We start from the raw sequence: 12,554 nt of genomic DNA, 5'->3' as shown, positions 1-12,554 counted from the left end.
TTTTATAATGACAGAATGACCGATATATGAGTATGAAAGATTCTAAATTTTCAAATTTTGACAATATGTCCTTACAGGGAATCGATCAGGATTCTGAGTTAATACCATTATTGACCCCTGAAGATGAAGAACAGATGAACAGTGAGACCCTGCCAGAGACCTTGCCTATATTACCACTTAGGAATACGGTTCTTTTTCCTGGTGTGGTCATTCCTATTACTGCGGGCAGGGACAAGAGTATTCGTCTGATCAAGGATGCCAATAATGGGTCAAAGGTTATTGGTGTAGTTTCCCAAAAAGATGAAGAAACGGAGAATCCGGAAGTAAAGGATATTAACACATTGGGGACCGTGGCCAGAATTTTAAGGGTGCTACAGATGCCTGATGGAAACACTACGGTTATCATCCAAGGAAAAAAACGCTTTGAAATTGCAGAGGTCTTGACCAAGAAACCTTACATTACGGCTACCGTAAGGGAAACAAGTGAAATAAGGCCGGAGAAGAACGACAAGGAATTTTTTGCCATTATAGAATCCATAAAGGAATTGGCACTAAAGATTATTAGGGATAATCCAAATATTCCTAGCGAAGCTTCTTTTGCAATTAAAAATATCCAAAGCGATTCATTTCTCATCAACTTTGTTTCTTCCAATCTTAATTTGGATGTTAAGGCCAAGCAGGAACTATTGGAGATCGGTAGTTTACAGGAGCGGGCTTTGGCTACGTTGAAATATATGAATGTTGAACTGCAAAAGTTAGAACTTAAGAACGACATTCAATCCAAAGTTAGAAATGATTTGGATCAGCAGCAACGAGAATATTTCCTGCACCAACAAATGAAGACCATTCAAGAAGAATTGGGTGGTGTTTCCTATGATGAGGAATTGGAGGAAATGAAGGAAAAGGCCAAGAAGAAAAAATGGGGTAAAAAGGTTAAGGAGCATTTTGCAAAGGAATTGTCCAAAATGCAACGTATGAACCCTCAAGTGGCGGAATATTCCATCCAAAGAAATTATTTGGATTTATTACTTGAGTTGCCATGGAAAGAATATAGCAAGGATAAATTTGACCTCAAACGTGCACAGCGTATATTGGACCGTGATCACTATGGTCTGGAGGATGTAAAGCGTAGGATAGTTGAGTATTTGGCAGTTCTTAAATTAAGGAATGATATGAAGTCGCCAATTCTGTGCTTATATGGACCTCCAGGAGTAGGTAAGACCTCTTTGGGTAAATCCATAGCGGAAGCTTTAGGTAGGGAATATGTTAGAATGTCTCTTGGTGGATTGCGTGATGAGGCAGAAATACGAGGTCACCGTAAAACTTATATAGGCGCAATGCCCGGTAGAATAATCCAAAGTTTAAAAAAGGCCGGTACCTCCAATCCTGTCTTTATTTTGGACGAGATAGATAAGTTGTCAAATAGTAACCAAGGTGATCCGTCCTCTGCAATGTTAGAGGTATTGGATCCTGAACAAAATAGTGATTTCCATGATAATTTCTTGGAGTTGGGCTATGACCTTTCTAAAGTCATGTTCGTGGCCACGGCCAATAATTTGAGCAACATTCAACCTGCATTAAGGGACCGTATGGAGATTATCCATGTTAGTGGGTATACCATAGAGGAAAAGGTAGAGATTGCCAAAAAACATTTATTGCCCAAACAACTTACGGAACACGGCCTAAATCCAAGTCATTTAAAGATTGGAAAACCCCAATTGGAAAAAATCGTTGAAGGATATACGCGAGAGTCGGGTGTACGTTCATTGGAGAAGCAAATAGCGAAAATGGTACGTTACGCGGCAAAATCCATTGCCACAGAAGAGGAATATGATGTTAAGGTAAGCAATGATGTGATCATTGAGGTTTTGGGTGCCCCTAAAATGGAACGGGATAAATATGAGAATAATGAGGTAGCGGGTGTAGTTACCGGACTTGCATGGACCAGTGTAGGTGGAGATATTCTGTTCATAGAATCCATACTTTCCAAGGGTAAGGGAGCGCTGAGCATAACGGGTAACCTTGGTAAGGTAATGAAGGAATCTGCTACAATCGCAATGGAGTATATCAAGTCCAATGCAGAACGATTTGGTATAGATTCGGAAATTTTTGAAAAATATAATGTTCATATTCATGTACCGGAAGGTGCAACACCAAAAGATGGTCCAAGTGCAGGTATCACCATGTTGACGTCTTTGGTGTCCTTGTTTACCCAAAAGCGTATAAAAAAGAGTTTGGCGATGACGGGAGAAATCACTTTAAGAGGAAAGGTACTTCCGGTTGGGGGTATTAAGGAAAAGATCCTTGCAGCCAAAAGAGCACGTATTAAGGAGATTATATTATGTGCGGATAATGAACGTGATATTAAGGAAATTAAGGAATCTTATTTAAAAGGGCTAACTTTTCACTATGTTAAGGAAATGTCTGAAGTGATCGATATTGCCTTAACGGACCAAAATGTAAAAAATGCAAAGGACCTATAAACGTCCTTTTATTCCTATTTTTAGAATATGAAAAAGATTACCATAGCAATAGATGGTTTTTCCTCTACAGGTAAAAGTACTCTGGCCAAACAGTTGGCAAAAAAGCTTCAGTACATTTATGTTGATACTGGTGCAATGTACCGTGCCGTAACCCTGTTTGCAATGCAAAACGGATTTATAGAGGATGGTAAAATTGATAGACATGCTTTGGTAAATGCGTTAGATCGGATAGAATTAAATTTCGTGTTCAACGAGGATCTTGGATTTGCGGAAATGTACTTGAACAATTTAAATGTAGAAAAGGAGATTAGGACAATGCCCGTTTCCAAGAATGTTAGTCAGGTTTCAGAACTGGCAGAGGTACGTTCAAAATTGGTTTCATTGCAAAAGGCAATGGGTGTTGATAAAGGTATTGTTATGGATGGAAGGGATATAGGCTCCGTAGTTTTTCCAGATGCCGAACTTAAGATTTTTATGACTGCATCACCAGAAAAAAGAGCGGTAAGAAGGTATAAGGAATTGCTGGATAGGGGAGAGGACGTTCAATATGAGGATATCTTGGAGAATGTTCAAAAGCGTGATTATATAGATTCCAATAGGGAAATTTCACCACTGGTAAAAGCCAAGGACGCCATAGATTTTGACAATAGCGACGTAGGTTTGGAAGATCAGTTCCAAAGAATTTATGAGCATGCGCTAAGGATCATCAATAAATAGACATAAAAAAAGAGGTTAGCAGCGCTAACCTCTTTTTATTTATAATAATTGCTTTGCAACTTATTTGTTAGGAATAACCAATACCTGGTCAGGATGAATTACATCAGGATTTTTCAAAATACCGGTATTGGCCTCAAAAATGGACTTATACTTCATAGCATCACCATAATAATGTTTTGCTATTTTGCTCAATGATTCGCCACTTTTGACAACATGTCTGTGATATACAGAATCATCTTCTACAGTAATATTTGCTTTTATATCAGATGGGCTCTCTCCGCCAATGGCTTTGATTTTGTCCCAAATCAAATCTTTTTCATAAGGAGTTTTTGCTTGTCCCTTTACTTTAAGAATATCGCCTTCAACGGTAACGTTTCCATCTTTTATTCCCAATTGCTCACCTAGGTCTAGAACACCTTGGTATTTTGCTTTAACACTCATAATAATCTTTTATTTAATGGTTAATATAATGCTTGTAAGATAGGCATATTAAAATTATTTTTCTTAAAAACGGCCGTATAAAATTTAATTGCCTTGATACTTAATAATGTAGGTTGCCTATTTGAAATAAAATGATTAGTTTTGCACACCTTTTTTGCAAGCATATCAAGAGAAAAAGGATAGTTAAAAAAATAAACGTAACAACTTTCATAGTCGTTGCCTAAGTCTTGATAAGGTTATGGAATACAAATTATTGATCAGCAAATGGCTGAAGAAAAAACAAACGCAGAGGTAGCTGAAACTACCGAAGCAACACAACAAACTGCTGTAGAGACTCCACAGCAAGATCCTCAAGAATTTTTAGAAAACTTCAATTGGGAGAAATACGAACAAGGAATTGAGCGTGTTGATGATTCTAAATTGCAGGAATTTGAAAAATTGGTAGCCGAAAATTTCGTTGACACTGCAGATGCAGAAGTTGTTGAAGGAAAAGTGGTGTATATTACTGATAGGGAAGCTATCATTGATATCAATGCAAAATCTGAAGGTGTAATTTCGTTAAACGAATTTCGTTACAACCCAGGATTAAAAGTAGGTGACAAGGTAGAGGTATTGATCGATATTCGTGAGGATAAAAGTGGTCAATTAGTATTATCTCACAGAAAGGCGAGAACTATTATGGCTTGGGACCGTGTTAATGCGGCTCATGACAAAGAAGAAATCGTTAGTGGTTTTGTGAAGTGCAGAACTAAAGGTGGTATGATCGTTGACGTATTTGGTATTGAAGCTTTCTTACCAGGTTCTCAAATTGATGTTAAGCCAATTCGTGACTACGACCAGTATGTTAACAAGACAATGGAATTCAAGGTTGTAAAGATCAACCACGAATTTAAAAACGTTGTTGTTTCTCATAAAGCTCTTATTGAAGCTGATATTGAAGAGCAGAAGAAAGAAATCATTAGCCAACTTGAAAAAGGACAGGTATTGGAAGGTGTTGTTAAAAACATTACTTCTTACGGTGTCTTTATTGATCTTGGTGGTGTTGATGGTTTAGTTCACATTACTGACCTTTCTTGGAGCAGAATCAACCACCCGAACGAGGTTGTTGAATTAGATCAGAAATTAAATGTTGTAATTCTTGATTTTGATGAAAACAAATCTAGAATACAATTAGGTCTTAAGCAATTGGAGAAGCACCCTTGGGAAGCTTTATCCGATGAAATTAAGATTGGTGATAAAGTAAAAGGTAAAGTTGTTGTTATCGCTGATTACGGCGCATTCATTGAAGTTGTTGAAGGTGTTGAAGGTCTTATCCACGTCTCTGAAATGTCTTGGTCTACGCACTTGCGTTCTGCACAGGATTTCGTAAATGTTGGTGATGAGGTAGAAGCGGTTGTATTAACATTGGATCGTGAAGATCGTAAAATGTCTCTTGGTATCAAGCAATTGACTCCGGACCCTTGGACTGATATTACTACTAAATATCCTGTAGGTTCTAAGCATAAAGGTATTGTAAGAAACTTTACAAACTTTGGTGTTTTTGTTGAACTAGAGGAAGGTATAGACGGTTTAATTTACATCTCCGATCTTTCTTGGACTAAGAAAATCAAGCATCCATCTGAGTTTACTAACGTAGGTGATACTTTAGAAGTTGAAGTATTGGAACTTGATGTTGAAGGTCGTAAGTTGAGCTTAGGTCACAAGCAGACTACTGAAAACCCATGGGATAAATATGAAACTGAATTCGCTTTGGGTACAGTTCATACGGCAACCATTTCTGATGTAGTTGATAAAGGTGCAACAATTGAATTTAACGAAGATATTACTGCATTTATTCCACAACGTCACTTGGAAAAAGAAGATGGTAAAAAACTAGGTAAAGGCGATGAAGCTGAATTCAAGATTATTGAGTTCAACAAAGACTTCAAGCGCGTAGTAGCTAGTCATACTGCTATTTTCCGTGAAGAAGAGCAACGTAATGTAAAAGCAGCTGTCAAAAGACAGGCAGCTAGTGCAGATGAAGCTAAGCCAACTTTAGGTGATGCTAACGATGCGTTACAAGCGTTGAAAGACAAAATGGAAGCTGATTCTAAGAAGAAGTAATTTCATTGATATAGATCCTTTAAAAGGATTATAAGTAAAAGCCCGGACTATTGTCCGGGCTTTTTAGTTATCACCTTATCGGTACCTATTAGGGTTCCTATAAAATGAATTACTAGTGGAGATTCTTAAGGATTACGTTTTTGTGAGTTTTAGTTGACTTTTCTTTTAACGAACCATAGGTCTTCTAAGCTTAAGTTTAAACTTAATAGATGGTAATTTTCCTTGACCAATACGTTTTGTAAAATGCCTTTTGAACCATAGCTATAAGATAGGTTGATCATGGAATGTGTACCTCTACTTGTAGGTATGCCTATACCTGCGGTAATGTTATAACCTTCAACTTTTTTATTCGCAATATTTAAATATCCGTTATCGTAATTATAGCCTAATCGATATCTAATTCTTTGGCTATACTTATAACCTTTGTGGTTCTTAACATATTCCAGGCCAAGGGCAAAGATATCTTGATCGGTATATGTGCCAATATTTTCCGACTGGTTGGTGTTGCTCCAGAAGTTTTTCATGTAATCTGCATTAAGTGTAATTTGATCAATGGGCTTTAAGCTAAGTCCTACACCAAGTTCCAAGGGTAAATTAAAGTCGGCCACGTTATCGGTTTTCTCGTCTTCTACACTAATTTCCGTACCATATAGATTCTTTGTTACCGACCGCTTTAATTGTCCGTTTAAACTGGTAGGTAGTTGCGCGGTAGCACCTATGGTGATTTGGTCCATTATATCCCACTGCATTCCAAATCCAATCCTAGCACCATTATAATTGGTTTTTTCAGTAGATTCAAATGTGGTAGAATTATAGATAAAGGCTTCATTTTCTTCAATGTTGCCAAATAAGAAAGAAGTACTTAACCCTATCCTAAAGCGGTCCGTTAGGGCGTAACCAATATTTAGGCGTAAATCGCTTAATCCCCCAACGCCGGTAATATTACTTATAAAGGTTTGTGTGGAACCTTCTATATTGGTGCTTACGCCCAAAATTGAATAGCCAACATCGCTATAGGGTATTAGGGAAATACCTGCGCCAAGATTTTCCGCAATTCTAAACCCAAAAGCTAAATTGGAGAAGTTTATGATAGTTTTGTTTTCGGAAGTACTTTTATTGCTGTAGTTGTTAAATTCTCCTGTAATCCCAATATCATATAGAAAAGAATTTTGGGGAATGAGCGCATAGGTAGAAGGGTTTAAGTTATTTAACTCATACATTGATTTAGTACCTATACCGCTATATCCTAGGCCATTGAACTTGCCAATGCTGGTTTGGTTGATTACTCCTAGACCGTAGAGGGAATATGGGGAGCTTGTAAGTGCTTCGGATTGAGCCCTTCCATGGTATAACGTAATTAAAAAAATAATCAAAATTAGGCACTGCTGCTTATTCTTCCTCATCATATATTGCATAGGTTAGTTCTAATATGGTTTCGTTGGTTCCATTACCGTTTGCATTTAGCACAAAGCGATCAACGGTAGAATTATAATTTATGGGAAGTAAGATCAGGGCGTCATCCTTATCCCTACTTTTTAATTGTAGTTCCTCTAGATAAAAAGCTAAGGGTAATTGGTAATATATATCGTTAAACTCTTGATTTTCCTTGTTTAGGATGGCATAAACAGCGCTACCGGAAATGCTTAATTGTTCCGTTAGTACATTATTGTGGTCAACGACATAAACGGCAAGGGAATCGCTCAGTATTAATTCGTCACTATAGGATAGGGGTGCAGGTTTAATCTTGAGTACACCGTCAAGAATAGTTCCGTTACCGGGAATATCAAATAATGTGGACATATTTGGAAACTGCAGACGCATGGCTATACCAATACCGGATTGTATGTAGCTTTGATTATTAGAGGCCGCACTAGCCAAGTTTATTTCACTGTTGATCAATGTTTGTAGTGGAGGAATTGGGGCATCAGCGGTAATCTGGTTAAAAAAAGGTATAGGCGTACTTGTAGTATTTAATCGTATATCCAAATATCCTTGAACCGACTCTTCAGAAGTAGGAATGCTATAATATAACCTAACGAAGGTGCGGTCGGCGCTTTTTGAAAATCCAATTATCGATCCGTTGTCACTACCCCTTGGAACCATGGCAATACCTTTATATCTATCTATATATTCATCGGTATTTACAATATTCTTTTCTTGAAGTTGATCGAATATATCCGTACCATAATGGTCCATAAGTTTAATTCGTATGGAATCACCGGAAATAGGTCTTGGGTAATATTCTATTGATCCTAGGTTTTCTTCGTCATGGGTAATTGTACTTGTGTTGTAAAAATTATCCCCATCTGCAGGTTTCAATTGTTCGCTGATCCGTTTAATTTCAATTGTATTTTTTTGTAGTGTATCGTTGTAATAATAATTGTCATATCCGGCAATAAAAACAATACTATCAAACTGGGCTTCCGTGTCAATACTGTAAGTTGAGGGTAGAAATTGCATAAAGCCTGACGCGTTTACCGTACCAAAAATCGAATCATGGTACCTGCCCACTAAAATTCTAGTAGACTCAGAAGTTAAAATACTGTCAAATTTCATGGTGGAGGTCTCAACGCTCAGAGTATCTATATGATAAAGTTGAATGTTACTATTGGTGAATGTTTCGCCTGCTACAAAATCAGAGTCATTATAATTTTCCTGTGAACAGGACATTACCATAATGTAAAGGGCTAGAAAGGGTATAATCCCAAATATCTTGGGTTTTGGGTGTTTTACAATGTGCATTGAACTTATGTTTTTCTCAAAACTAGAAACCAACTATGGTTCGTAAAACCGCAATAGACCAACTGGGAAAGTTATAAGATGAACATAGTGAATAGTACTACTAAAGGCAAGTACGCATTGGTAGATTAAATTGCCGGTTTGGTATGTTAAAAACCATAATTTATCTATTGCATTTTTAGGGAGGATGACTGCTCTACTAGATTTGGAGCAAACAAAATGGCAATTAAAATAAAAACGATGAATAGAAGCAATACGTATTTTTTAAGAATAACAAGTATGGCGGCCGTAGCCTTACTATTTATAAGTTGTAATAGTGATGACGATGATGAAGATCTAGGTAACTGGATCGAGAAATCCGTTTTTGACGGAAGTGCGCGTAGCAGTGTTTCTGGGTTTACGATCAATGACATAGGATATATGGGGGTAGGTTATGACAGTGATGATTATTTGGCATCTTTTTGGGCTTATGACATGGAAGGGGATTATTGGTCTCAAAAGGCCGATTTTCCCGGTGTTGCCAGAAATGCGGCCGTTGGTTTTGAGATTGATGGCAAGGGGTACATAGGTACAGGTTATGATGGTGTAGATGAACTAAGTGATTTTTATTCCTATGACCCTACGACAAATACGTGGACAGTAATTGCACCATTACCTTCCGCAAGAAGAAATGCTGTAGCGTTCGGCGTAAATGGTTATGGTTATGTAGGTACCGGATATGATGGTGAGAATGATAAAAAGGATTTTTATAAGTACGATCCCGTTGCTGATAATTGGGTAGAGTTGGTAGGTTATGGCGGTAATAAACGTCGTTCTGCCACTAGTTTTACCATAAATGGGCTGGTATACTTGGGTACGGGCGTTTCCAATGGGGTTTATCTGGACGATTTTTGGGTGTTTGACCCGGCAACGGAAAATTGGACCAAAAAATTGGATTTGGACGAAGAGGATGACTATGCCATTGCGCGTAGCAATGCAGTAGGTTTTACCCTTAATGGCTATGGGTATATTGCCTGTGGAGAATTGAACGGTGCCACAAATACCGTTTGGGAATATAACCCGGTAACTGATGAATGGGAGCAAAAAACTTCATTTGAAGGTGCTACCAGGCAAGATGCAATTGCGTTTTCCAATGGAAACCGAGCTTTTATTGGAATGGGCAGAACAGGTAGTCTTTATTTGGACAATCTAGATGAGTTTTTTCCTTTGGATGAGTACGAGGAAGAAGATTAAAGGGTATTTAAGGATTTGAGTTGTTAATTTTTTGGGTCAATCGATAAGGGTTGGCCCATTTTTAAACATTTATTTATGAGTTCTAAGGCAAAATTTAACATAGGTGTCCTCTTATTTTTGATGATTGTATTTTTTGGAATATATCAATACCAGCAAATTGTTGATAAACACGCCATGTATGGAGAGGTGGTAGAGTTGAATGGGGGGTTTGGCTATAAAATTATGAAGGGCAAAAAAGTATTGATAGTTCAAGATTACATACCGGGTATAGCAGGAAAACAGCCTTTTGCCACCAAGGAACAGGCAATAGCAGTGGCACATCTTGTAGTATCCAAATTAAATACAGGAAAGAGCCCTATAGTTTTACCTTCTGAGCTCGAGAAGTTTAAAATATTGGTTCATTGAGCCTATTGTGCAAATGGTAAAATTGTTGGTTAAAAATCGGGTTCAGATTCTGGTGCATATTAGCATTTGGATGTTGCTCTACGGGTTTGCATTCTATCCGGTGGTGAACAATGCCCAAAGAATACCATCAGACCTATTGCCTAAGTTGGTGGCAATTATTGCCTTGTTCTATATCAATTATTTTTATTTGGTTCCGGCACTTTTACTTAAGAAGAATGTGCTTTTTTATATCATGGTATCACTAGTGTTATTGATGTGTTCCGTTATGGTATTGCACCATATGTATGAACCAATTATTCCGGACAATGCATTTTTTGGTCCAGGGCCAAGAAGAAATTTTGGATATACACCAATTTATAGATCCTTTATAAGTTTTGGAATACCTTATGTCATAAGTGCAATTTTGCGTTTATATGTGGAGTGGAAACGTAATGAGAATTTAAGATTGTCCGTAGAAAAGGAAAGCATAAAATCTGAACTGCAATTATTGAAAGCACAGTTAAATCCTCATTTTTTGTTTAATACACTGAATACAATATATGCTTTATCGGTTAAAAAATCTCCAGATACTTCCCAAGCAATTGTGGATCTTTCTGAATTAATGCGGTATATGTTGTATGAGGCAGATAAGGATTTGGTGCCGCTCAACAAAGAGCTGGACTATATCAAAAGCTATATTCAATTACAGCGTTTACGATTGTCTGATAGTGAAAATGTTTCATTAAAGATTACCGGTGAAGATAGGGGAAGGGCCGTGCCTCCATTGTTGTTCATATCGTTTATTGAAAACGCCTTTAAATACGGAACGGATTATAAAGGAAAGACCTATGTTAAAATCACCTTGACCATAACCGATGAATCTATTTACCTTAATGTAAAGAACAAAATAGGAATATTTAGGGAGCCTTCTAAAAATTCTGGGATAGGGCTTGAAAATATTAGAAATCAGCTGGAATTAATTTATCCGGCACTACATGAATTAAAGGTAGATAATGATGGTAATAATTACGAGGTATCACTAACCATTTATCAATTAAAACAGGGCTTATGAAATGTATTATAATAGATGATGAGCCATTGGCCATAGAGATTTTATCAGGTTACTGTGAAAAGTTGGATTTTCTTGAATTGATAAACACCTATACCAACCCTTTAGATGCCATTACAGATATAAAGGACAAGAAAATAGATTTAATTTTTTGTGATATAGAAATGCCTCAGATTAACGGCATTGATTTTATGGGAACTTTGGACAACAGGCCTTTGTTCATCTTTACAACGGCCTACTCACAATATGCAGTAGATGGGTTTGAGTTGAATGCGGTAGATTACCTGGTAAAACCTATTCCATATCATCGCTTTATAAAATCGGTGTCAAGGGTGCAGGATTTAATTTCCAAAAAAGAGAACCCCGCATTGGTGGCCAATGTTTTCCCATCTATAGGGGATACAATGGCAGAAAAGAAATTCATATTCGTAAAGGCGGAATATGAAAGTATTAAGATAGACTTGGACCAAATAGAATATATACAAGGTCTAAAGGATTATCTAAAAATCCATATATGTAATACGAACAAGACCATACTTACCTTAATGAGCTTTAAGGAGATTATGGGTAAATTACCTCCAAATCAATTCTTAAGGGTGCATAAATCGTTCATTGTAAATGTCAATTTTATCAAGACCGTACAAAGAAATAGAATTGTAATCAATGATGTTAGAATACCAATTGGGGAAAGTCATAAAGAGGCTTTCTTTTCTATTTTGGGATTATGATTCTTAAGCCTTAAAAATACGGTGTTGAAATTTTAGACTTTACTTCCCAATTTTAAGTACTAAAGTTTAGCTAGAATTATCTATTTTTGTTGAGCTAAACGCACGGCTGGTTTATTATGGGTCAAAAAGTCTTACTCTCTTCCAAAGAAATCAACATTATCCTTCATCGTTTGGCTTGCCAGTTATTAGAAAATCATCTAACGTTTGAAAATACGGTACTTATTGGTATACAGCCGCGTGGTAAGTTCGTGGCACAACGGTTGACCAGAATTTTAAAAGATGAATATAAAGTAAAGCACATAGATTTGGGCTTTCTGGATATTACGTTTTATAGGGATGATTTTAGACGAGGGGACAAAACTTTAGAAGCTACTAAAACCAATATAGATTTTTTGGTTGAGGATAAAAATGTAGTCCTTATTGATGACGTACTGTATACAGGTAGAAGTATTAATGCGGCATTGACGGCATTGCAGTCATTTGGAAGACCAAAGGATGTGGAATTGTTATGTTTAATAGACCGTAGGTTTAGTAGGCATTTACCTATTCAGCCCAATTATAGGGGCAGACAAGTAGATGCTATTAATGACGAAAAGGTAAAGGTAATGTGGAAGGAGAATGACGGTGAGGATATCATATATTTAGTAAATAGATAAC

Annotated in this window: 11 protein-coding genes; 8 read left to right on the top strand and 3 right to left on the bottom strand. The window is 37.0% G+C overall.

Annotated elements, in window-relative coordinates:
- Positions 1–32: 32 nt before the first annotated feature.
- Positions 33–2,483 (top strand): endopeptidase La, encoded by a 2,451-nt coding sequence (lon, locus tag Q2T41_RS03535; RefSeq protein ID WP_089259795.1) that lies wholly within the window; start codon positions 33–35, stop codon positions 2,481–2,483.
- A gap of 27 nt (positions 2,484–2,510) precedes the next feature.
- Positions 2,511–3,200, top strand: a complete 690-nt coding sequence (gene cmk / locus Q2T41_RS03530; RefSeq protein WP_304434972.1) for a (d)CMP kinase — start codon at positions 2,511–2,513, stop codon at positions 3,198–3,200.
- 60 nt (positions 3,201–3,260) lie between these two features.
- On the opposite strand, the gene Q2T41_RS03525 is transcribed toward cmk, so the two are convergent.
- The gene (locus tag Q2T41_RS03525; RefSeq protein ID WP_089259797.1) at positions 3,261–3,641 is read right to left on the bottom strand and encodes a LysM peptidoglycan-binding domain-containing protein; all 381 of its coding nucleotides are present in this window, start codon (positions 3,639–3,641) and stop codon (positions 3,261–3,263) included.
- Positions 3,642–3,905: 264 nt separating this feature from the next.
- On the opposite strand from Q2T41_RS03525, the gene rpsA reads away from it, so the two are divergent.
- Entirely contained in the window at positions 3,906–5,744 is a 1,839-nt protein-coding gene (gene rpsA, locus Q2T41_RS03520) for a 30S ribosomal protein S1 (protein WP_304434971.1), read from the top strand.
- 149 nt (positions 5,745–5,893) lie between these two features.
- Here the strand turns inward: rpsA and bamG are convergent, their stop codons facing one another.
- The gene (bamG, locus tag Q2T41_RS03515; protein WP_304434970.1) at positions 5,894–7,150 is read right to left on the bottom strand and encodes a BamG family beta-barrel-assembly machinery protein; all 1,257 of its coding nucleotides are present in this window, start codon (positions 7,148–7,150) and stop codon (positions 5,894–5,896) included.
- Entirely contained in the window at positions 7,134–8,486 is a 1,353-nt protein-coding gene (locus Q2T41_RS03510) for a DUF4270 family protein (protein ID WP_304434969.1), read from the bottom strand. Before Q2T41_RS03510 ends, bamG begins: the two co-directional genes overlap by 17 nt.
- 237 nt (positions 8,487–8,723) lie before the next feature.
- Between Q2T41_RS03510 and Q2T41_RS03505 the strand changes: the two genes are divergently transcribed.
- From Q2T41_RS03505 to pyrR, 5 genes are all read left to right on the top strand, one after another.
- Entirely contained in the window at positions 8,724–9,716 is a 993-nt protein-coding gene (locus tag Q2T41_RS03505) for a Kelch repeat-containing protein (protein ID WP_304434968.1), read from the top strand.
- A gap of 75 nt (positions 9,717–9,791) precedes the next feature.
- Entirely contained in the window at positions 9,792–10,121 is a 330-nt protein-coding gene (locus Q2T41_RS03500) for a DUF4907 domain-containing protein (RefSeq protein ID WP_304434967.1), read from the top strand.
- Between the two features lie 13 nt (positions 10,122–10,134).
- Positions 10,135–11,172: a sensor histidine kinase gene (locus Q2T41_RS03495; protein WP_304434966.1), complete on the top strand. Its 1,038-nt coding sequence runs from the start codon at positions 10,135–10,137 to the stop codon at positions 11,170–11,172.
- A complete protein-coding gene (locus Q2T41_RS03490; RefSeq protein ID WP_304434965.1) occupies positions 11,169–11,897 on the top strand; it encodes a LytR/AlgR family response regulator transcription factor in 729 nt (242 codons plus the stop codon). Before Q2T41_RS03495 ends, Q2T41_RS03490 begins: the two co-directional genes overlap by 4 nt.
- A gap of 116 nt (positions 11,898–12,013) precedes the next feature.
- Positions 12,014–12,553, top strand: a complete 540-nt coding sequence (gene pyrR, locus Q2T41_RS03485; protein WP_089259804.1) for a bifunctional pyr operon transcriptional regulator/uracil phosphoribosyltransferase PyrR — start codon at positions 12,014–12,016, stop codon at positions 12,551–12,553.
- The last annotated feature ends 1 nt before the right edge of the window (position 12,554 follow it).

It is taken from the genome of Maribacter confluentis, from assembly GCF_030505015.1.
GTDB classification, from domain to species: domain Bacteria; phylum Bacteroidota; class Bacteroidia; order Flavobacteriales; family Flavobacteriaceae; genus Maribacter; species Maribacter sedimenticola.
This window is presented reverse-complemented; position numbering and strand designations above follow the sequence as displayed.

Excerpts from the sequence above, each read along its gene's own strand:
- Q2T41_RS03505 (WP_304434968.1), top strand. The coding sequence starts at position 8,724 with ATGAATAGAAGCAATACGTATTTTTTAAGAATAACAAGTATGGCGGCC.
- rpsA (WP_304434971.1), top strand. The coding sequence starts at position 3,906 with ATGGCTGAAGAAAAAACAAACGCAGAGGTAGCTGAAACTACCGAAGCA.
- Q2T41_RS03495 (WP_304434966.1), top strand. The coding sequence starts at position 10,135 with ATGGTAAAATTGTTGGTTAAAAATCGGGTTCAGATTCTGGTGCATATT.
- lon (WP_089259795.1), top strand. The coding sequence starts at position 33 with ATGAAAGATTCTAAATTTTCAAATTTTGACAATATGTCCTTACAGGGA.
- pyrR (WP_089259804.1), top strand. The coding sequence starts at position 12,014 with ATGGGTCAAAAAGTCTTACTCTCTTCCAAAGAAATCAACATTATCCTT.
- Q2T41_RS03490 (WP_304434965.1), top strand. The coding sequence starts at position 11,169 with ATGAAATGTATTATAATAGATGATGAGCCATTGGCCATAGAGATTTTA.
- bamG (WP_304434970.1), bottom strand. The coding sequence starts at position 7,150 with ATGATGAGGAAGAATAAGCAGCAGTGCCTAATTTTGATTATTTTTTTA.
- Q2T41_RS03510 (WP_304434969.1), bottom strand. The coding sequence starts at position 8,486 with ATGCACATTGTAAAACACCCAAAACCCAAGATATTTGGGATTATACCC.
- Q2T41_RS03500 (WP_304434967.1), top strand. The coding sequence starts at position 9,792 with ATGAGTTCTAAGGCAAAATTTAACATAGGTGTCCTCTTATTTTTGATG.
- cmk (WP_304434972.1), top strand. The coding sequence starts at position 2,511 with ATGAAAAAGATTACCATAGCAATAGATGGTTTTTCCTCTACAGGTAAA.
- Q2T41_RS03525 (WP_089259797.1), bottom strand. The coding sequence starts at position 3,641 with ATGAGTGTTAAAGCAAAATACCAAGGTGTTCTAGACCTAGGTGAGCAA.